This window comes from Streptomyces sp. NPDC008092 (assembly GCF_042957285.1).
Lineage (GTDB): Bacteria > Actinomycetota > Actinomycetes > Streptomycetales > Streptomycetaceae > Streptomyces.
Genome location: NZ_JBIBHY010000002.1, coordinates 155255 through 175759, shown reverse-complemented (window position 1 = coordinate 175759; position 20505 = coordinate 155255). Strand labels below are relative to the sequence as shown.

At 73.7% G+C, this 20505-nt stretch carries 18 protein-coding genes; 11 read left to right on the top strand and 7 right to left on the bottom strand.

Features of this window, described 5'->3' with window-relative positions; translation table 11 throughout:
* Positions 1 to 14: 14 nt before the first annotated feature.
* Positions 15 to 2000, bottom strand: a complete 1986-nt coding sequence (locus ACFZB3_RS05710; protein WP_391370228.1) for a GTP-binding protein — start codon at positions 1998 to 2000, stop codon at positions 15 to 17.
* A 253-nt stretch (positions 2001 to 2253) separates the two neighbouring features.
* Between ACFZB3_RS05710 and ACFZB3_RS05705 the strand changes: the two genes are divergently transcribed.
* The 8 genes from ACFZB3_RS05705 to ACFZB3_RS05670 all read left to right on the top strand — a co-directional run bounded on the left by ACFZB3_RS05705 (position 2254) and on the right by ACFZB3_RS05670 (position 11436).
* On the top strand, positions 2254 to 2778 hold the full coding sequence (locus tag ACFZB3_RS05705; protein ID WP_391370225.1) for a 2Fe-2S iron-sulfur cluster-binding protein: 525 nt from the start codon (positions 2254 to 2256) through the stop codon (positions 2776 to 2778).
* On the top strand, positions 2775 to 5147 hold the full coding sequence (locus tag ACFZB3_RS05700) for a molybdopterin cofactor-binding domain-containing protein (protein WP_391370222.1): 2373 nt from the start codon (positions 2775 to 2777) through the stop codon (positions 5145 to 5147). The genes ACFZB3_RS05705 and ACFZB3_RS05700 overlap by 4 nt, the downstream gene beginning before the upstream one ends.
* A complete protein-coding gene (locus ACFZB3_RS05695) occupies positions 5144 to 5998 on the top strand; it encodes an FAD binding domain-containing protein (protein WP_391370219.1) in 855 nt (284 codons plus the stop codon). Before ACFZB3_RS05700 ends, ACFZB3_RS05695 begins: the two co-directional genes overlap by 4 nt.
* A gap of 15 nt (positions 5999 to 6013) precedes the next feature.
* Positions 6014 to 6889, top strand: coding sequence for an AAA family ATPase (locus ACFZB3_RS05690; protein ID WP_391370217.1), 876 nt, complete (start codon positions 6014 to 6016; stop codon positions 6887 to 6889).
* Between the two features lie 6 nt (positions 6890 to 6895).
* Complete coding sequence (locus tag ACFZB3_RS05685; RefSeq protein ID WP_391370214.1) at positions 6896 to 8068, top strand: VWA domain-containing protein; 1173 nt, start codon at positions 6896 to 6898, stop codon at positions 8066 to 8068.
* Positions 8061 to 9167 carry an XdhC family protein gene (locus tag ACFZB3_RS05680; RefSeq protein WP_391370211.1) on the top strand — a complete coding sequence of 369 codons (1107 nt, stop codon included), beginning with the start codon at positions 8061 to 8063 and terminating at the stop codon, positions 9165 to 9167. Before ACFZB3_RS05685 ends, ACFZB3_RS05680 begins: the two co-directional genes overlap by 8 nt.
* Before the next feature lie 46 nt (positions 9168 to 9213).
* Entirely contained in the window at positions 9214 to 9861 is a 648-nt protein-coding gene (locus ACFZB3_RS05675) for an SRPBCC domain-containing protein (RefSeq protein ID WP_391370208.1), read from the top strand.
* Positions 9862 to 10041: 180 nt separating this feature from the next.
* A complete protein-coding gene (locus ACFZB3_RS05670; protein WP_391372040.1) occupies positions 10042 to 11436 on the top strand; it encodes a hypothetical protein in 1395 nt (464 codons plus the stop codon).
* A 9-nt stretch (positions 11437 to 11445) separates the two neighbouring features.
* Here the strand turns inward: ACFZB3_RS05670 and ACFZB3_RS05665 are convergent, their stop codons facing one another.
* The gene (locus ACFZB3_RS05665) at positions 11446 to 11946 is read right to left on the bottom strand and encodes a YfcE family phosphodiesterase (protein WP_391370205.1); all 501 of its coding nucleotides are present in this window, start codon (positions 11944 to 11946) and stop codon (positions 11446 to 11448) included.
* Between the two features lie 123 nt (positions 11947 to 12069).
* Between ACFZB3_RS05665 and ACFZB3_RS05660 the strand changes: the two genes are divergently transcribed.
* Genes ACFZB3_RS05660 through ACFZB3_RS05650 form a run of 3 tightly spaced genes read left to right on the top strand, consistent with a single transcriptional unit; the run spans position 12070 to position 14509 of the window.
* A complete protein-coding gene (locus tag ACFZB3_RS05660; RefSeq protein ID WP_351711812.1) occupies positions 12070 to 12507 on the top strand; it encodes a MarR family transcriptional regulator in 438 nt (145 codons plus the stop codon).
* Entirely contained in the window at positions 12504 to 13916 is a 1413-nt protein-coding gene (locus ACFZB3_RS05655; protein WP_391370203.1) for an MFS transporter, read from the top strand. The genes ACFZB3_RS05660 and ACFZB3_RS05655 overlap by 4 nt, the downstream gene beginning before the upstream one ends.
* Positions 13917 to 13924: 8 nt before the next feature.
* On the top strand, positions 13925 to 14509 hold the full coding sequence (locus ACFZB3_RS05650) for a hydrolase (RefSeq protein WP_391370200.1): 585 nt from the start codon (positions 13925 to 13927) through the stop codon (positions 14507 to 14509).
* A gap of 120 nt (positions 14510 to 14629) precedes the next feature.
* Here ACFZB3_RS05650 and rfbD read toward each other — a convergent pair whose 3' ends face one another.
* From rfbD to ACFZB3_RS05625, 5 genes are all read right to left on the bottom strand, one after another.
* Positions 14630 to 15511 carry a dTDP-4-dehydrorhamnose reductase gene (gene rfbD, locus ACFZB3_RS05645; protein ID WP_391370197.1) on the bottom strand — a complete coding sequence of 294 codons (882 nt, stop codon included), beginning with the start codon at positions 15509 to 15511 and terminating at the stop codon, positions 14630 to 14632.
* Complete coding sequence (gene rfbB, locus ACFZB3_RS05640) at positions 15511 to 16509, bottom strand: dTDP-glucose 4,6-dehydratase (RefSeq protein ID WP_391370195.1); 999 nt, start codon at positions 16507 to 16509, stop codon at positions 15511 to 15513. Before rfbB ends, rfbD begins: the two co-directional genes overlap by 1 nt.
* Positions 16506 to 17573, bottom strand: a complete 1068-nt coding sequence (locus ACFZB3_RS05635; protein WP_391370192.1) for a glucose-1-phosphate thymidylyltransferase — start codon at positions 17571 to 17573, stop codon at positions 16506 to 16508. The genes rfbB and ACFZB3_RS05635 overlap by 4 nt, the downstream gene beginning before the upstream one ends.
* Positions 17574 to 17711: 138 nt before the next feature.
* Positions 17712 to 17987 (bottom strand): hypothetical protein, encoded by a 276-nt coding sequence (locus ACFZB3_RS05630; RefSeq protein WP_391370189.1) that lies wholly within the window; start codon positions 17985 to 17987, stop codon positions 17712 to 17714.
* Positions 17988 to 18037: 50 nt separating this feature from the next.
* Positions 18038 to 20485 carry a SpoIIE family protein phosphatase gene (locus ACFZB3_RS05625; RefSeq protein ID WP_391370186.1) on the bottom strand — a complete coding sequence of 816 codons (2448 nt, stop codon included), beginning with the start codon at positions 20483 to 20485 and terminating at the stop codon, positions 18038 to 18040.
* Positions 20486 to 20505: the final 20 nt, after the last annotated feature.

Below are 20505 nucleotides of genomic sequence, written 5' to 3'. Positions count from 1 at the left end.
GAGTACCGGTTCGCTCAGCCGGCCACTCGACCCGTCACGTTCAACAGGTACTCCTTACGGCTCAGCGGGTTGTGGTCGGTGCGCGGCCGCTCCGGGACGGGGCCCCGCTCCACCGGCGCGTAGTGGTCGAAGGCGGTCTCCAGCTCGCCCTCGCCCCGGGTCAGCCCCGGCAGCCGTTGCTCCAGACCGTGCACCCTGGCCGCGGGCACGGCGCCCTCCAGGACCGCGAGCACCCCCTCGGTCGCGGTCCGCTGCGGTACCGCGCCGAGCCCGGCGAGCACCGGAAGCAGCGCGCCCAGCGTGTCCACCGGGGCCTCCAGGCGGAACCGGTGCATGGGCTCGTGCACCCGGGTGCCGGCCCGCCGCAGCGCCTCGGTGAGCACCAGCGGGGTCAGTCCGCGGAAGTCGTGGCCGGTGCTCGACATGCTCTTGTCGAACCCCTGGTGGGCATGGCTCTGCCGGGGCGAGTACCCGGAATGGGTCATGGTCACCGTGCAGTCCGGGATCCGCCAGCCGTGCAGCCCCTGGCCGAGCGTCTCGCGCACGGTCTCCTCGACGGCCTTGAAGAAGGCGTACGGCATCGAGCCCAGCTCCACCTCCAGCCGGAACCCGACGCCCGCGCCGGGCGGGGCCGGCTCCACCCGCAGGCCGACCGTGGCCAGGAAGGGGTTGCCGTCCTTCCTGTTGAACTCGACGGCGGCCCCGGCGCCGGTGAGCCGTTCGACGCAGATGGTGGTGGTCTCCCGGAACGTGACGTCGAGGCCGTAGTCGTCGGCGAGGGTCGCCTGGATCACCTCCTTCTGCACCTCGCCGTAGAGGGAGACGGAGGTCTCCTGGCGTACCTCGTCGGACCGGACGTCGATCAGCGGGTCCTGTTCGGCGAGCTGGGTGAGGGCGACATGCAGGGCGCGCCGGTCGGTGCCCGGTCCGGGGACCACGACGGTCTCCAGGCTGGGGGGCGCGAAGTGGTGCTCGTACGCCCGGCCGGGCGCGCCGAGCGCGTCCCCGATCCGGATGCCGCCGAGCCCCCACACCTTGACGATCCGCCCGGCACCGGCGCGGTCCCGCCGGAGGTCGGTACCGCCCTCGAAGACGCTGAGCCCGGTGACCCGGCCCTCCGGCCGGCCGCCGTCCGCGGCCCGGCTTCCGAACGGGACCCGGTCACGGACCCCGAGGGTGCCGGAGAAGAGGCGCGCGTAAGCGACCTTCTCCCCCGCCGGGCCCCGCTCCACCTTGAACACCGTGCCGGAGAACGGGCCGGCGGGGTCGCCGCCGGCGGCCGGAAGCAGCCGCTCGATGCCCGCGACCAGGTCGGCCACGCCGGCGCCGGTGGCGGCGGAGCCGAAGTACACCGGGTGGACGAGGGCCCGCCGGGTCTGCTCGGCGAGCGCGGCGCGCAGCCGGGGTTCGGGGACACCACCGTCCAGGTAGGCGGCGAGCAGTGCGTCGTCGTGGTCGGCGAGCGCGTCCAGGGCGGCCGGGCCGAGGCCGGGCAGGAAGCGGGCGGCGCGGGTGCCGAGCGCGGTGGCCCGGCCCATCGGAACGAGGGGGACGGCGAGCCTGCGGGCCAGCTGGGCGAGCACGGCGTCGGAGCGGGCGCCCCGCCGGTCGATCTTGTTGACGAAGACCAGCGTGGGGATGCGCAGCCGTCGCAGGGTCCGCATCAGGACCCGGGTCTGCGCCTGGACGCCCTCGACTGCCGACACGACGAGGACCGCGCCGTCGAGGACACCGAGGACCCGTTCCACCTCGGCGATGAAGTCCGGGTGACCCGGGGTGTCGATGAGGTTGACTGTGACACCGTCGAGCGGGAACGAGACGACGGCGGACTTGATGGTGATCCCGCGCTGCCGCTCCAGGGCGAGGGTGTCCGTACGGGTGCTGCCGGCGTCGACGCTGCCGAGTTCGTCGGTGACGCCGGCGGTGTGCAGCAGCCGTTCGGTCAGACTGGTCTTACCTGCGTCGACGTGGGCGAGAATTCCGAGATTGAGCAGATGCACCGGTCGTGATGTCCTTCGGCATGGGTGGGATTCCTTCCTCGGTGGACATGCACGCAGTGCGCATCGGTGGTCCTCTCTCGGTGACGTCGGGTGGGGAGCAGTGCAGCAGGACGGCCCGGGCGGCGGCAATGGATTAACGCTCAACGAAAGCCCCGGCGCAGCACTCGCCGCCCCCTTGCCACGGTTCTAGAGTGACCTACATCACGCCGTCTGGCTGAAATCCCTCGGTCCCGCCGCACGGTCTGGAGGCCACATGACCCACATCAAGGTGACGGTGGACGGCACCCGCTACGAGGACGAGGTGGAACCCCGTCTGCTGCTGGCCCACTACCTGCGCGACCGTCTCGGCCTGACCGGAACCCCGATCGGCTGCGACACCTCGAACTGCGGCGCGTGCACGGTCGACCTGGACGGGGCGACCGTCAAGAGCTGCTCGGTGCTGGCCGTCCAGGCGGACGGCTCCACGGTGACCACCGTCCAGGGGCTGGCCGTGGACGGGGAGTGGACGGCGTTGCAGCGGGCGTTCCACGAGCGGCACGGACTGCAGTGCGGCTACTGCACGCCCGGGATGATCATGGCGGCCCGCGATCTGCTGCGCGAGAACCCGCACCCGTCCTCCGACGAGGTCCGGCAGGCCCTGGAGGGCAACCTGTGCCGGTGCACCGGCTACCAGAACATCGTCCGCGCGGTGCTCGCCGCCGCCGGACAACCGGACGGACAGCAGGACGGGCGGCAGCCCGCCGCCGGGCGCCCGGTCGGCGAGGAGGTCACGGCATGACCGACCAGGCCGTGAAGGCCACAGCACACGAGATCGGCCGCGCCCGGCTGCGCAAGGAGGACGCCCGGCTGATCACCGGGCAGACCAGCTGGACCGACAACATCCAGGTCGCCGGGCTGCTCCACCTGGCCGTCCTGCGCAGCCCGATGGCGCACGCCCGCCTCACCCGGGTCGACGTCTCCCCCGCCCTGGAACGCCCGGGTGTCGTCGCCGCGTTCACCGGCGCCGACCTCGCCGCGGGCCTGGGCTCGCTGCCCTGCGCCTGGCCGGTGACCGAGGACATCGTGCTGCCGGACCACCCGCCGATCGCCGTCGACGAGGTGCGGCACGCCGGCGACCCGGTGGCCGTCGTGGTGGCCCGCGACCGGTACGCCGCCGCCGACGCGCTGGAGGCGGTCGAGGTCGACTACGACCCGCTGCCCCCGGTCCTCGACCTGGAGGCCGCCCTCGCCGACGACGCCCCGCTGGTCCACGCCGACAAGGGCACCAACCGCTGCTACACCTGGCCGCTGGCCACCGGCGAGAGCTTCGAGTCCGTACGGCAGCGCGCCGACGTCACGCTCAAGCGCCGCTACCACCAGCAGCGGCTGATCCCCAACGCCATGGAGCCGCGCGCGGTCGTGGTCACCCCGATCGCCGCCTCCGGCGAGTACACGGTCTACTCGGCGACCCAGATCCCGCACATCCTGCGGATCATGCTGGCCACCGTCACCGGCATCCCCGAGCAGAAGCTCCGGGTGATCGCCCCGGACGTGGGCGGCGGCTTCGGCTCCAAGCTCCAGGTGTACGGCGAGGAGGCCGTCGCGCTCGCCGTCGCCCGCAGACTCGGCCGCCCGGTGAAGTGGACGGAGTCCCGCTCCGAGGGCTACCTCGCCACCCACCACGGCCGCGGCATGATCCAGGACGTCGAGATCGCCGCCACCCGCGAGGGCAGACTGCTCGGCCTGAAGGTGGACCTGACCGCCGACATGGGCGCCTACCTGATGCTGGTCACCCCGGGCATCCCGATCCTCGGCGCCTTCATGTACCCGGCGATCTACAAGATGGACGCCTACGAATTCACCTGCACCGGCGTCTTCACCACCCGCACCCCCACCGACGCCTACCGCGGCGCCGGGCGCCCCGAGGCGACCTTCGCCATCGAGCGGATCATGGACGACCTGGCCGCCGAACTCGGGCTGGATCCGGTGGAGTTGCGGCGCCGGAACTGGATCCGGCACGAGGAGTTCCCGTACACCTCGATCGCCGGGCTGACCTACGACAGCGGCAACTACGAGGCGGCCACCGAGAAGGCCCTCGCCCTGTTCGGGTACGACGGCCTCCGTGCCGAGCAGCGGCGGCGCGACGAACGCGGCGACCCGGTACGCCTCGGCATCGGCGTGTCGACGTACACCGAGATGTGCGGGCTCGCCCCGAGCCGGGTGCTGCGCGATCTGCGGTACGCGGCCGGCGGCTGGGAGGCGGCGAGCATCCGCATGCTGCCCACCGGCAAGGTCGAGGTGGTCACCGGCACCAGTCCGCACGGGCAGGGGCACGAGACCTGCTGGAGCCAGATCGCGGCCGACGTGCTGGGCGTGCCGTTCGAGGACGTCGAGGTGGTGCACGGCGACACCCGGACCTCCCCGCAGGGCATGGACACCTACGGCTCGCGGTCGCTGGCCGTCGGCGGCGAGGCCGTGCACCGGGCGGCGGTGAAGGTGGTCGAGAAGGCCCGGAAGGTGGCCGCGCACCTGCTGGAGGCCAGCGAGCAGGACCTGGAGTTCACGGACGGCGTGTTCGCCGTGAAGGGCTCCCCGGAGGCGCGGAAGTCCATCCAGGAGATCGCCTTCGAGACGTTCACCGGCCACGACCTGCCGGACGGCGTGGAACCGTCCATCAACGCCGAGACGGTGATCGACCCGGAGAACTTCTCCTACCCGCACGGCACCCACCTGTGCGCGGTCGAGGTCGACACCGAGACCGGCCGGACGGAGATCAGGTCGTACGTCTGCGTGGACGACGTCGGCCATGTCGTCAACCCGATGATCGTCGAGGGCCAGGTGCACGGCGGTCTCGCGCAGGGCATCGCGCAGGCGCTGTACGAGGAGGCCGTCTACGACGACGAGGGCAACCTCGTCTCCGGGACCATGGCGGACTATCTGGTGCCGTCGGCGGCGGACCTGCCTGACTTCGTCACCGACCGGACGGAGACCCCGGCGGTCTCGAACGCCATGGGGGTCAAGGGCGTCGGCGAGGCCGGGACGATCGCGTCGACGCCCGCGGTGGTCAACGCCGTGGTGGACGCGCTGCGCCCGCTGGGCGTCACCGACGTGCGGATGCCCTGCACCCCGGAGCGGGTGTGGCGAGCGGTGAAGGAGGCGTCGGCATGATTCCCCCGGCATTCGAGTACGCCCGGCCGGACACCGTCGACGAGGCGGTGCGCGCGCTCGCCGACGCGGGCGAGGAGGCGAAGGTGCTGGCCGGCGGGCAGAGCCTGCTGCCGCTGCTGCGCCTGCGGCTCGCCTTCCCGGAACTGGTGGTGGACGTGGGCCGGATCCCGGAGCTGCGCGGGATCCGCGAGGACGGCGACACGCTCGCCATCGGCGCGCTGACCACCCACCACGACGTCCTCCACGACCCGCTGGTGCGGCGGCACGCCGGGCTGCTCGCGGCGGCCACGGCCACCGTCGCCGACCCCGCCGTACGGCACCGCGGCACCCTCGGCGGCTCGCTCGCGCACGCCGACCCCGCCGGGGACCTGCCCGCCGTGGCACTCGCCCTCGACGCCGAACTGGTCGTCGCCGGTCCGGGCGGTCGGCGCACGGTCCCGGCCCGGGAGTTCTTCGTGGACTACCTGCAGTCGGCGCTCGCGCCCGACGAACTGCTCGTCGAGGTGCGGATCCCGAAGACCGACGGCTGGGGCTTCCACTACGAGAAGTTCCAGCGGGTCGCGCAGGCGTGGGCGATCGTCGGCGTCGCGGCGCTGGTGCGGCGCGCCGACGGGCACATCGCCGAGGCGCGCATCGGGCTCACCAACATGGGCGCCACCCCGCTGCGGGCCGGCGCGGCCGAGCGGGCGCTGTCCGGTGCCGACGGTCCGGGGGCCGTGGCCCGGGCCGCCGAGGCCGCCGCCGAGGGCACCCGGCCCGCCCGGGACCTGTCGGCCTCGCCCGACTACCGGGAGCACCTCGCGCGGGTACTGACCAGGCGGGCCGTGCTGACCGCCGCCGGAATGGGGTGAGCGCCGATTCCCCCGATGGACGACCCGGAGCAGGTGGGGGCCCGGCTGGCGGAGACGGGCTACCTCGTCGACGAAGGGCTGGCCGTCACCTGCTTCCTGGCCCTGCGACTGCACCGGCCGCTGTTCTGCGAGGGCGACGCCGGCGTGGGCAAGACCGCGCTCGCCGCCGCCCTCGCCGAGGCGCTGGGCGCACCGCTGATCCGGCTCCAGTGCCACGAGGGCATCGACGCCTCCCAGGCCCTGTACGACTGGGACTTCCCGCGCCAGCTGCTGCACCTGCGGGCCGCCGAGGCGGCGGGCGTGCAGGACGCGGACCGGCTGGAGAGCGAGCTGTACGACCGGCGCTTCCTGATCGCCCGGCCGCTGCTGCTGGCCCTCCAGCAGCATCCGTCGGTGCTGCTGGTCGACGAGATCGACCGGGCCGACGACGAGTTCGAGGCGTTCCTGCTCGAGCTGCTGTCCGAGTACTCGGTGACCATCCCGGAGCTGGGCACGCTGCGGGCCGAGGTGCCGCCGGTGGTGGTCCTGACCTCGAACCGGACCCGCGAGGTGCACGACGCGCTGAAGCGGCGGTGCCTCTACCACTGGTTCGACCACCCCTCCTTCGCCCACGAACTGGCCATCGTGCGCAGCCGGTTGCCGCGGGTGTCGGCCCGCCTCGCCGAGCAGGTCACGGCATTGGTGCAGGCGCTGCGCGGCGCGGACCTGGTCAAGCCGCCCGGGGTGGCCGAGACGCTGGACTGGGCGGAGGCGCTGGACGCGCTGGGGGCGAGCGAGGTGGACGCGGACCTGGCCGTGGCGACGCTGGGTTCGGTGCTGAAGTACCGGGAGGACACGGAGCGGGCGCGGGGGCTCGATCTCTCGGCGGTCCTCGCGGCCCGGGGCGGGTGACCGGAGATGGACGCGGCGCTGTCGAGGACGGCCGGGGTGCCGGCGGATGCCGTACTGCTCGGTTTCGTACGGGCGTTGCGGGCGGCGGGGGTGGATGCGAGCGCCGAGCGCGGGTACGCGTTCCTGCGCGCGGTGGCCGTGTTGCGGCCGGGGACGCGTTCGGACGTGTACTGGGCGGGACGGGCCACGCTGTGCGGCGGCCATGACGACCTGGAGCGGTACGACAGGGTGTTCGCCGCGTACTTCGGCCCGTCCGGCGCCCCCGCCCGGCGGCCGGTGCGGACCGCTCCCCCGCCACGGCTGCGGCTCGTCGCACGGGAGGCGGCCACGGCGCCCCGCTCCGCCGGCGAGAGCGAGCCGCAGGGTCCGCCCACCGCCGCCCTGGCCAGCTCTACCGAAGTCCTGCGGCACCGCGACGTCACCGAGCTGGACGCCGCCGAACGGGCCCAACTGCGCCGTCTGCTGGCCGCGTTCACGCTGGAGGGTCAGACCCGGCGCTCGGCGCGGCGGCGGCCCGCCCGCCGCGGTGAGGTCGATCCGCGGCGCACGGTACGGGAGTTGCTGCGGCGCGGCGGGGAACCGGCCCTGCTGCGGCGGCACGCGCGGGTGGCGCGGCCGCGCCGGGTGGTGCTGCTCGTCGACGTGAGCGGTTCGATGGGACCGTACGCCGACGCGCTGCTGCGGTTCGCGCACGCGGCGGTGCGGGCGGGCCGTACGGAGGTGTTCACCGTCGGCACCCGGCTGACCCGGGTGACCCGCGAACTGTCGCACCGTGACCCGGAGCTGGCGATGGCGGAGGTCGCGGCGGCCGTGCCCGACTGGCGCGGCGGCACCCGGCTCGGCGAGCTGCTGCGCGAGTTCCTGAACCGGTGGGGGCAGCGCGGCATGGCGCGGGGTGCGGTCGTCGTCCTGCTCTCGGACGGCTGGGAGCGCGGCGATCCGGAGCTGCTCGGGCAGCAGATGCGCCGGCTGCACGGCCTGGCGCACCAGGTGGTCTGGGCGAACCCGCGCAAGGCGCGGCCCGGTTACGCGCCGCTGGCGGCCGGGATGGCGGCGGCGCTGCCCAGCGTCGACGCCTTCGTTGCCGGGCACAGCCTGGCCGCTCTCGAGCGGCTCGCCGCGGTGGTGCGGGGCGCGCAGGACGGTGCCGCGCCGGGGAAGGGAGCGGAGGGTGCGTGAGATTCTGCCGACGCTGGCCGGCTGGCACGCTGCGGGGATCCCGTTCGGCCTCGCCACGGTGGTGGCGGTCAGCCGGAGCGCGCCGCGCGGCCCGGGTGCGGCCATGGCCGTGGGGCCGGACGACGAGGTGGTGGGCAGCGTGTCCGGCGGCTGTGTCGAGGGCGCCGTCTTCGAGCTGGCGCGGGAGGTCGTCGCGACCGGCGAGCCGTCGCTGCAGACCTTCGGCTACAGCGACGAGGACGCCTTCGCGGTCGGGCTGACCTGCGGCGGCGAGATCACCCTGCTGGTCCGGCCGGTGACCGCGGACTCCGACCCGGAGTTCGGCGCGGTCGCCGCGTCGGTCGCGGCGGGCGAGCCGGTGACCGTGGCCACGGTGGTGGACGGACCCGCAGCGCGGGGCGCCACGCTCGCCGTCTGGCCGGACCGGACGGCCGGTTCCCTAGGCGCCACCGGCCTCGACGTGGCCGTCACCGCCGACGCGCGCGGCGAACTCGCGCTCGGCGCCTCGGTCCTGAGGCACTACGGCCCGCACGGCGAACGCCGAGAGGACGCGGTCACCGTGTTCCTCCAGTCGTTCGCGCCGCCGCCCCGGATGCTGGTCTTCGGCGCGATCGACTACGCGGCCGCGGTGGCCCGCATCGGCGACTTCCTCGGCTACCGGGTCACCGTCTGCGACGCCCGCCCGGTCTTCGCCACCCCGAAGCGCTTCCCCGCGGCCGTCGAGGTCGTCGTCGACTGGCCGCACCGCTACCTGAGCGGCACGGACACCGACGACCGCACGGTGATCTGCGTCCTCACCCACGACCCGAAGTTCGACGTGCCGCTGCTGGAGGAGGCACTGCGCCGGCCGGCCGCCTACATCGGGGCGATGGGCAGCCGCAGGACCCACGACGAACGGCGCGCGCGGCTCGCCGAGTCCGGTCTCACCGAGGCCGAACTGTCCCGGCTCCGCTCGCCGTTGGGGCTCGACCTCGGCGCCCGCACCCCCGAGGAGGTCGCCGTGTCCGTCGCCGCCGAGATCGTCGCCCTGCGCTGGGGCGGCAGCGGGGCACCACTGGCCACGACCACCGGCGCCATCCACGCACCCGCCGTCCGCTGACCGGGCCGACCGGACTGACCGGACTGACCGTCAGGAGGAGTGAGTCATGGAACTGCACCACGAGTTCGCCGTCCCCGTCCCGGTCGAGGACGCCTGGCACGCGCTGCTGGACATCGAACGGGTCGCGCCCTGCCTGCCCGGCGCGGTCGTGGAGGACTACGACGGCAGGACCGTGACAGGTTCGGTGAAGGTCAGGGTCGGCCCGGTCACCGTGACCTACCGGGGCACCGCGGTCTTCGAGGAACAGGACGAGACGTCCCACCGTATGGTGCTGGCGGCGAGCGGCCGGGAGACCCGCGGGCAGGGCACGGCCCGGGCGACGGTCACCGCGACGCTCGCCGAACGCGAGGGCGGTACCGCGGTGTCGGTCCGTACCGACCTCACGGTGACCGGACGTCCCGCGCAGTTCGGGCGCGGGGTGCTGTCGGAGGTCGGCGACCGGCTGGTGGGGCAGTTCGCGGACTGCCTGGCGGAGCGGCTGGCCGAGCGGCCGCCCGGCCCCGTCGGCGAACCGGAGCCGGGCGGCGAGGACTTCGGGGACACCGAACCGGCACAGCCGCTCGACCTGTTGCGTACGGCCGGGGTACCGGTGGCCAAGCGGGCCGCCGCGGTGGCCGCCGTGCTCGCCGTGCTCACGGTGGCGGCGGCACGGCTGCGCCGGCGCCTTCGGCGGCATCGCGCAGGCCACCGGTGACCGTTCCGTCCGCCGAACACTATGAACACAACGCCCGGGCCATGGTTCCGGTCCCGGACCGCTCCCTAGCATCGCCGCGGACGGCGCGACGAAGCGCCGCCGAGGACAGGGAGCCGCGCCTTGGACAGGTCGAGAACCCCCGCACGGGTCCGCCGGAGCAGCCGCCACCGGCGTACCGGACTGCTCGCCTCGCTGACGGCGGCCCTCGCCGCCGCCTTCGCCGGCGCCCCTCCCGCACAGGCGGCGGCACCACCGCCGGCCGCCGTCTCCTGCCCGGCGGAACTCGACGGCAGGGCCACCTGTTACACCGGCCAGGACGCCAACGGCGCGTACTACGCCATCGCCGTCCCCGAGCACTGGAACGGCTCCCTGGTCGTGCACGCCCACGGCGGCCCCGACCTCGGCACCGGCTCGGAGCCGGCGCGCAGCGTCGACGACCTGGCCCGCTGGTCGGTGATGGTGAAGGAGGGCTACGCCTGGGCGGGTTCGTCGTACCGCAGGGGCGGTTACGGCACCCGCATGGCCGCCGCGGACACCGAGAACGTGCGCCGGCTGTTCGTCGCGAACTTCGGGAAGCCGCGGCGGACCTACGTGCACGGGCAGTCCTGGGGCGGGGACGTCGCCGCCAAGGTCGTCGAGGTGTACGGGAGGCGGGGCGGACCGTACGACGGGGCGCTGCTCACCAGCGGTGTCCTCGGCGGCGGGTCCCGCGGGTACGACTACCGCGTCGACCTCCGCGTGGTCTACCAGTACTACTGCCAGAACATGCCCCGGCCGACCGAACCCCAGTACCCGCTGTGGCAGGGGCTGCGCGCGGACTCGACGCTGACGACGGCCGGACTGCGCTCCCGGCTCCAGGAGTGCACGGGCTACGCGTCGGCCCCGCAGGACCGCACCGCCCTCCAGCAGCGCAACCTCGACGACATCCTCGCCGTCACCGGCGTCCCCGAGCGCACCCTGGAGTCGCATCTGCGGTTCGCGGTCTTCACGTTCCGGGACATCGTGATCGGCCGGCTCGGCGGCCGTAATCCCTTCTCGAACACGGGTGTCCGGTACTCGGGGTCGCACGACGACGAGGCGCTCAACGCCGGGGTGGAGCGGTTCGCCGCCGATCCGACGGCGGTGCGCGACCTGTCCTACGACAGCGATCTCACCGGCAGGGTGTCGATCCCGGTGCTCACGCTGCACGCGATCGACGATCCGACGGCGTTCGTGGAGCACGAGGCGGCCTACCGGGCCACCCTGCGCGGCGCGCACCGGGACCGGTACCTCGTGCAGACCTTCACCCACGAGTCCGAGCACAGCGCGCTGAGCGACGCGGAGTACGCCAACTCCATTGCGGCGCTTGACCGTTGGGTGCGCACGGACCGGAAGCCGACGCCTGGGAGGATCGCGGACTCGTGCGCCGCGTTCGACCGGACCTACGCCACGGGGTGTTTCTACGACCCGGACTTCCGCCCCGCCTCCTACGCCTCCCGGGTCCGGCCGCGGCCGGGCGGGCTGCGCTGGCCCGCCATGACGGCGGCGCAGGAGAAGCGGTGGAGCGGGATCGACGGGGTCGGGATCGCGCCCTGACGGGCCCCCTCAGCGCGGCGGCAGCCGGTGCAGCGTCACCTCGGCGAGCGCGCCGTCGGCGACGGTCGCGGTGAGGTAGGTGCAGTGCGGCTGGCGTCGCCGGTCAGTCGGGGAGCCGGGATTGAGCAGCCGCAGGCCGCCCGGGGCCGTGGTGTCCCACGGGATGTGGCTGTGCCCGAAGACCAGGACGTCCAGGTCGGGGAAGCGGGCGGCGCAGCGGGCCTCGCGGCCCTGGGCGGGACCGGTCTCGTGGACCACCCCGAAACGCAGGCCGCCCAGGTCGGCGTGGGCCACCTCGGGGAGCCGGGCGCGCAGGCCGGGGCCGTCGTTGTTGCCGTACACCCCGACGAGGCGGCGGCTGCGGCTCTCCAGCAGGTCGAGGGTGGCCTCGTCGACCCAGTCGCCGGCGTGCAGGACGACGTCCGCGCGCGGCAGCTCGGCGAGGAGCTGGTCCGGGAGCCGCTTGGCACGCAGCGGGAGGTGCGTGTCGGAGGTCAGGAGCAGGCGCACCCGGCCAGCGTAGGCCAGAGAACCCCGCCATGATCTTCAGTTCAGCCTTAACAGTCGCGACTGGCCAGTCTCGACTGGACAGCCAGACTGGACAGTCTCGGCTGACGGTTCTACGGTGGGCGCATGGCAGAGATCTCCGATTCCGCGACCCGCGCGGCGCGCGACCTGCGCGTGATGTTCAGCCGGATGCGCCGCCGTATCCGCGAGGTCGCCCAGGACGCCGACCTCACCCCGTCGCAGGAGTCGGCCCTCACCCTGGTGTCGAAGCACGGCGCGGCCACGGCCAGTGCGCTGGCCTCCGCCGAGGGGGTGCGCCCGCAGTCGATGGCCGCCACCCTGGCCGCACTCGACCAGCAGGGGCTGATCCGCCGCAGCCCCGACCCGACCGACGGCCGCCGCCAGCTGGTCACCCTGACCGAGGCCGGCCAGGCCCGCGTCGAGGGCAACCGGCAGGCCCGTGACGAGTGGCTGGCCCGCGCCTTCCAGGACCGGTACACGGAGGACGAGCGCCGGACCCTCCTCACCGCGATCGAGCTGCTCGAACGGCTGTCGCGCCCGTGATACCGAGGCTCGCCGCAGGCCCCCGCAAGGACTCCCGCCCCGCCCCCGCCGGATTCGACCGGCGGCTGATCGCGCCGATGGTCCTGGGTTCCGTACTGAACCCGATCAACTCCTCGATGATCGCGGTGGCCCTGGTGCCGATCGGCATCGCCTTCGGGGCCCCGCCCGCCGAGACGGCGTGGCTGGTCACCGCCCTGTACCTGGCGACGGCCGTGGGCCAGCCGGTGATCGGCCGGCTGGTGGACATGTACGGGCCGCGCCGGCTCTACCTGGTCGGCACCGGCCTGGTGGGCGTCGCCGGGCTGATGGGTGCCCTCGCACCCTCGCTGGGCGTGCTGATCGCGGCGCGGGTGCTGCTCGGCTTCGGTACGTCGGCGGCGTACCCGGCGGCGATGCGGCTGACCCGGAGCGAGGCCGAACGCACCGGGCAGGACAGCCCGGCCGGAGTGCTGACGGCGCTCGCCGTGTCCGCCCAGACCGTGGCCGTGATCGGTCCGACGCTGGGCGGGGTGCTGATCGGCGCCGGCGGCTGGCACCTGGTGTTCACGGTCAACGTGCCGCTCTCCGCGGCCTGTCTGGTGCTCGGCGTGAAGTGGCTGCCGAGGACCGCGACCGCCGGGCAGCGGCAGCGCATGGACCTGCCGGGCATGGCCCTGTTCGCCGTCCTGCTGGTCTCCCTGATGCTCTTCCTGATGAGCCCGCGGCCGGATCTCTGGTACCTGCCGGCGCTCACCCTGGCCACGGCCGCCGTCTTCGCCGCGCGGGAGCTGCGGGTGCCCGACCCGTTCGTCGACCTGCGCGTCCTCGGCGGCAACGTCCCTCTCATCGTCACCTACGTGCGCCAACTGCTCGCGTACACCACCTCGTACGCCTTCCTGTACGGCTACACGCAGTGGCTGGAGCAGGGCCGCGGGCTCGGCGCCTCCACGGCCGGGCTCGCGCTGCTCCCCCTGTCGGCCGCCGCGCTCGTCACCGCAACGGTCACCGGCCGCCGGGAGGCCGTCCGCGCCAAGCTGGTGACCGGCTCCGTGCTGCAGATCGCGGGCTGCGCGGCCCTGCTGCTGGTCGGTGCGGACAGCCCGGTCTGGCTGCTGCTCGCGGCCGGCGCGCTGCTCGGCATCCCGCAGGGCCTGCTCGGACTCGCCGCGCAGACCGCGCTCTACCGGCAGGCCGACCCGGAGCGGATCGGTTCCGCGGCCGGACTGCTGCGCACCTTCATGTACCTCGGCGCGCTGGGTGCCTCCGCCGCCACCGCGGCGTTCTACCCGCACCGCGCCGACACGGGCGGGCTGCACGGCCTGGCCCTGTTCATGCTCGCCGGCTCGGCACTGCTGCTGGCGATCACCCTGCCGGACCGCTCCCTGGCCCGGCTCACCCCCCGACCTCGTCAAGCCCTCCGAAAGGCCTGATCCACCCCATGTCTCTGAGCACGCTCGACCCGCGTACCGCCCTTGTCGTCATCGACCTCCAGAACGGCATCGCGGCCATGCCCACCCAGCCGCACACCGGCGCCGAGGTGGTGGCCCGCACGGCGGAGCTCGCCGACGCCTTCCGCGCCCGGAAGCTGCCCGTCGTCCTGGTCCGGGTCTCCTTCGCGGCCGACTTCGCCGACGCCGTCCCGGGCCGCACCGAGCGGCAGGCGCGCGGCCTCGCCTTCCCGGCGGGCTGGGACGTCGTCGTCGACGAACTCTCCGGCCACGACGGCGACATCCATGTCACCAAGCACAACTGGAGCGCCTTCCACGGCACCGACCTCGACGTCCAGCTGCGCCGCCGGGGCGTCACCCAGATCGTGCTGACCGGCATCGCCACCAGCATCGGTGTGGAGTCCACCGCCCGGGACGCCTACGCACACGGCTACCACGTGACGCTCGCCACGGACGCCATGGCCGACGGCGACGGCGAGGCGCACCGGAGCAGCGTCGAGCGGATCTTCCCGCGGCTCGGCGAGTCCGGCAGCACGGCGGAGGTCCTGGAGCTGCTCGCCAAGACCCACGGCTGATCGCCGCCGGCCGCCGGTCACCAGTCAACGGTCACCGGGGAAGCCGCCCGGTACGCCGCAGGGCGGCCGACGCGCTCGGTGAGCCGTCGGCCGCCCTGCGGCACGTTGTCGCGAACTGCCCTAGAGGGACAGCTCCTTGCGGATGAGTGGCAGCCCCTCCGCGAGGGCCTGGCGCCAGTCCCGCAGCGGCTCCAGGCCCACCTCGGCCCACCGGTCGTGCCCGAGGGCGCTGTAGGCGGGGCGGGGGGCCGGGCGGACGAACGCCTCGCTGGTGGTGGGGCGGACCCGCTCGGGGTCGGCGTCGAGCAGACGGAACACCTCACGGGCCAGCTCGCACCAGGTGGCCGCGCCGGAGTTGGTGCCGTGGAAGACGCCGTGCGCGCGGTCGTCCCGGCCGATACGCGGGCCGAGGTCGGCGATCCGGGCGGCCAGGTCGGCGCTCCAGGTGGGCTGGCCGCGCTGGTCGTCGACCACGTCGAGGGTGTCCCGGCGGGACTCCAGCTCGATCATGGTGCGCACGAAGCTCTTCCCGCGCGTGCCGTACAGCCAGGCGGTGCGCACGACCGCGCTCGCGCCCGGGAGTTCCGCCAGGACGGCCCGCTCGCCCGCGAGCTTGGTGCGCCCGTAGGCGGTACGCGGGGCCGTCGGGTGGTCCTCGGGATACGGGGCGGTGCGGGCCTCGCCGTCGAAGACGTAGTCCGTGGAGACGTGGACGAGGCGGGCGCCGTGCCGGGCGGCGGCGCCGGCCAGCAGGCGCGGGCCCTCGCCGTTGATCAGCAGGGCCCGCTCCTCGTCGGTCTCGGCGTCGTCGACGGCCGTGTAAGCGGCGCAGTTGACCACCAGGTCGGGCCGGTGCGCGGCGAACGCCGAGGCCACCGAGTCGGCGCTGGTGATGTCGAGGCCGGCGCGGCCGAGGGCCACGACCTCCTCACCCCGGCGGGCGAGTTCCTCGGTCACGTCGTGACCGAGCATGCCTCCCGCTCCGGCGACGAGCCACTTCATCAGCGCTTCTCCTGCTCCTTGCGGGACTCCAGGGCGGCACGCTCCTTGAGCGGCTCCCACCAGTCCCGGTTGTCGCGGTACCAGGCGACGGTGTCGGCGAGGCCCGAGGTGAAGTCGTGCTTGGGGGTGTAGCCCAGCTCGTCGTGGATCTTGCTCCAGTCGACGGAGTAGCGCTGGTCGTGGCCCTTGCGGTCGGCGACGCGGTCGACGCGGTCCCAGTCGGCTCCGCAGGCCGCCAGCAGCAGGCCGGTGAGCTCCTTGTTGCTGAGCTCGGTGCCGCCGCCGATGTTGTAGACCTCGCCGGCCCGGCCGCCGGTGCGGACCAGGTCGATGCCCTGGCAGTGGTCCTCGACGTGCAGCCAGTCGCGGACGTTGCTGCCGTCGCCGTAGAGCGGCACGTTCCTGCCGTCGAGGAGGTTGCTCACGAAGAGCGGGATGACCTTCTCGGGGAACTGGTGCGGCCCGTAGTTGTTGGAGCAGCGCGTGACGCGGACGTCCAGGCCGTGGGTGCGGTGGAAGGCCAGCGCGAGCAGGTCCGAGGAGGCCTTGGAGGCGGAGTACGGCGAGTTCGGCTGGAGCGGGTGGCTCTCGGGCCAGGAGCCGGTCTCGATCGAGCCGTAGACCTCGTCGGTGGAGACGTGCACGAACGGGCCGACGCCGTGCCGCAGGGCCGCGTCCAGGAGGGTCTGGGTGCCGACCACGTTGGTGCGGACGAACGCGCCCGCGCCGTCGATGGAGCGGTCGACGTGCGACTCGGCCGCGAAGTGCACGACCTGGTCGGCCTCCGCCATGAGCTTGTCGACCAGCTCGGCGTCGCAGATGTCGCCCTGCACGAAGGTCAGGCGGGGGTGCGACTCGGGCAGGTTCGTCAGGGTGCCCGCGTAGGTGAGCTTGTCCAGCACGGTGATGTGCGGCGCGTCGGGGGCGTTGTCGGCGAGGAGGCCACGGACGTAGGTGGAGCCGATGAAGCCGGCGGCGCCGGTGACGAGGAGGTTCATGAACGGATCTGCACCTTGCTGTGGTCTCCGAGAACGAGGCGGTGGGCGCTGGGGGTGCCGGGTGCCGGGGTGACCTCGACGTGCCGGCCGATCAGCGAGGACTCGATCCTGCCCACCCCGTCGATGGAGGAGTCCCGCAGCACTATGGAGAACTCCAGCTCACTCTGGGTGATCCGGCAGTTCTCGGCGACCGACGTGAAAGGGCCCACGTAGGAGTCGCCGACGACGGTCCCGGCGCCGATCACGGCCGGGCCGACGATCCGGGAGTTGGTGACGCGCGCGCCGGCCTCGACGACCACGCGGCCGACGATCTGGCTGGCCTCGTCGACCTCGCCGTCGATGCGCGGCTCCTGGCTCTCCAGGACGGTCCGGTTGACCTCCAGCATGTCGACGACGTTGCCGGTGTCCTTCCAGTAGCCCTTGATCACCGTGGAGCGCACGTCGGCGCGCTGGTCGATGAGGTGCTGGATGGCGTGGGTGATCTCCAGCTCGCCGCGCCACGACGGCTTGATGGCGCGCACGGCGTCGTGGATGGCGGGCGTGAACAGGTAGACGCCGACCAGGGCGAGGTCGCTCTTGGGCTCCTGCGGCTTCTCCTCCAGGCCGACCACCTGGCCGTCGGCGTCCAGCTCGGCGACGCCGAAGGCGCGCGGGTTGGGCACGTGGGTGAGAAGGATCTGGGCGTCGGGGCGGGTCTCGCGGAACTCGTCGACGAGTCCGCTGATGCCGCCGACGATGAAGTTGTCGCCCAGGTACATGACGAAGTCGTCGTCGCCGAGGAAGTCGCGGGCGATCAGCACCGCGTGCGCCAGGCCCAGCGGCTGGTCCTGGGGGATGTAGGTGACGTCCAGGCCGAACTTCGACCCGTCGCCGACCGCCTCCTCGATCTCGGCGGCGGTGTCGCCGACGATCATTCCGACCTCGGTGACGCCCGCGGCGGCGAGGGATTCGAGCCCGTAGAAGAGCACGGGTTTGTTCGCCACCGGCACGAGCTGTTTCGCCGATGTGTGGGTGATCGGCCGCAGCCGTGTTCCGGCACCGCCGGAGAGCACCAAAGCCTTCATTCGCTACACCTTATAGGTGAACATCTGATTGAGACGTTCTTCTGTTTTCCTGACTGGTTACGACAGTATGGCCTCGGTGCGGACGTCATGTGACCACGAGGTGCCCCGTAACGGCATCCCGCCCGTTTTGTCTGCAGGTCAGGGGCCCTCCGGCCGGGCCGCCGCGCGCTCCACCTCCGCCTCGATCTCGGACCGGGACCGGCCCTCGTCGCGGGCGAACTCGTTGACCGCGGTCAGTTCGTCCCGGGCCAGGTCGCGCCAGGCGCGCAGGGCGGTCTCGTAGGTCTCCGACTGGGCGCCGCCCGGCTGCTGCCGGGCCGGTGGCCCGTAGGTGTCCCGCAGTTCCAGGACCTTGTCGTGGGCCGCGTCGGCAGCGCGGTGCTTCGCCACGAGTTCTTCGAAGGTGTGTGCCACGTCATGGACACTAAGGAGGGTCGGGCCGCGCCGCCTGTCGAGAGCCGGGGTCAGTCCGGCAGGACGAGTTCCGCCCACACCTGCTTGCCGCCGCTGGCCGGCACGGTCCCCCAGGCGGTGGACACCGCCTCCACCAGGAAGATGCCGCGCCCGCCGGTCGCCTCCCAGCCGATGTTGGTGGGCTTCACCGGGCTGCGCGGCGAGGCGTCCGCGACGGCGATCCGCAGCCGGTGGTCGACCAGGGTCAGGTCGAGCCGGACGGGTCCGTCGGTGTGGATGAGGGCGTTGGTGACGAGTTCGGAGACCACCAGCAGGGCCGCGTCCATGGCCTGGTCCCTCACGCCCCACGAGCGCAGGGTGCGCCTGCTGAAGCGGCGGGCGTGCCGGGCCGCCTCGGGGACCCGCCACACCGTCCAGCTCTCCCGCAGCGGGCGGACGGCCATGCCGTCGTAGCGCATCAGCAGCAGGGCGACGTCGTCGGCGCGGGGGGCGTTGCCGAGCAGGGCGTCGGCGGCCAGGCCCAGGTGGGCGGGGTCGGCGCCGGCGAGGTCGCGGGCGAAGCGCTCCATGCCCTCGTCGATGTCGGCGTCGGGGGACTCGACCAGGCCGTCGGTGGTGAGCGCGAGCAGGGTGCCGGGGCGCAGGCTGAGCTGGGTCATCGGGAACTCGGTCCGGCCGAGCACGCCGAGCGGCGGGCCGCCCTCGGTCTCGGCGATGCGCGTGGTGCCGTCCGGCTGGCGCAGCACGGGCGGCAGGTGTCCGGCGCGCACGCACCACGCGGTGCCGTCCTCCATGTCGACGTCGACGTAGCAGCAGGTGGCGAAGAGGTCGCTCTCCATGTCGAGGAGCAGCCGGTTGGCGTGCGAGACGACGACGTCCGGGGTGTGCCCCTCGGCGGCGTAGGCGCGCAGCGCGGTGCGCATCTGTCCCATGAGGGCGGCGGCGCTCGCGTTGTGGCCCTGGACGTCGCCGATGACGAGGGCGACGTGGTTGTCGGTCAGCGGGATCACGTCGTACCAGTCACCGCCGACCTCCAGGCCGCCCTCGGTGGTGGGCAGGTAGCGGGCGACGGCCTCGGCACCGGGCAGCCGGGGCAGCCGGCGCGGCAGCAGGGCGCGCTGGAGCATCCCGACGAGTTCGTGCTCGGCGTCGAAGGCGTGGGCGCGCATCAGGGCTTCGCCCGCGAGGCCGGCGGAGGCGGTGAGCAGGGCGCGTTCGTCGGGGCCGAAGTCGTGCGGGGTGTCCCAGCCGATCAGGCAGGCGCCGGCCATCCGGCCGCCGGCGGGCAGCGGAAGGATGGCGAGGCCGCCGGGGCCGACCTCGGCGAGGGCGGGTTCCAGGGCGGCCCGGGCGGGCCAGATCTGGGCCCGGCCCTCGCGCAGGGCGGCGGCGAGGGTGGGCATGGACCGCACCGGGGCGTCGGGCCACTCGCTGCGCCACTCGCTGCGCCACAGCTCGGGCCAGGACTCGGCCTCGGGCGGGTCGAGGACGGTGACGACCAGGCGGTCGTTCTCCAGTTCGGCCAGGGCGATCCGGTCGGCCTTGAGCGGCTCGCGCAGGGCGTTGACGACGGCCTGGCCGACGTCCTTGACCGTGCGGGCGGTGGCCAGGGAGGCGGCGAGCTGCTGCACCCGGGTCACGTCGGTGACGTCCGAGCGGAGCGTGGAGGCGTCGGCGACGGTGCCGGCCAGCCGGGCCGGGCGGCCCTCGCCGCCGGGCACCAGCCGGCCGCGCAGCCGCAGCCACTTGGGCGGCCCGGAGGGCTGCAGGATCCGGAACTCCAGCTCGCGGTCGCCGATGGACATGTGGTCGGCCTCGACGACGGACATCAGCGCGGGCAGGTCCTCCGGCAGGGTGCGGCCCAGCAGGGTCTCGACCTTGCCGTCGAACTCGTTCCGGCCCATCCGGAAGAGACCGAGGATGCCGTCGCCGACCGCGATCCGGCCGGTGTCCATCGCGAGGCTGAAGGCGTCGGCGGGCAGTTCACCGGTGTCCGCGGCCGGCGGCAGCGGGGCGGGCAGGGCGATCGCCTCGGCCACCAGGTCCAGGCAGGCGCGGTCCTCGGGGCCGAACCCGTCGTCGCGTTCGCTGACCGCGACGAGGAGCCCGGCGCCGCCGGGCAGGGGCAGGACGGCCAGCCAGAACTCCTGGGACGGGGTCCGCCGGGCGTCGGGGCAGCCGGCCAGTTCGTCGGGCCCGAGCCAGACGGACCGCCCGGTGCCGTACGCCTCCGCCGCCGGGGACCGCCCGATCGCCGGGTAGGCGTCGCGCAGCCCGTAGAGGGTGCGGGGCAGGCCCGCCGACTCGGCGAGGCGCAGCACGGCGCCGTCGTCGCCGGGCGTGTACACCCCGGCGAAGGCCGCGCCTGCGAAGACCAGCGCCTGTTCGAGCACGCGACGGAGCCGATCGGGTGCGCCGGGATCGCCAGTGAGCGTTTCGAGGGCGATTTCGGCGCGATCCGTTCTCGTTCCGCGTATCGCAGCACCCTCACTGACCACGCCGCCATTACAGCGCTTAT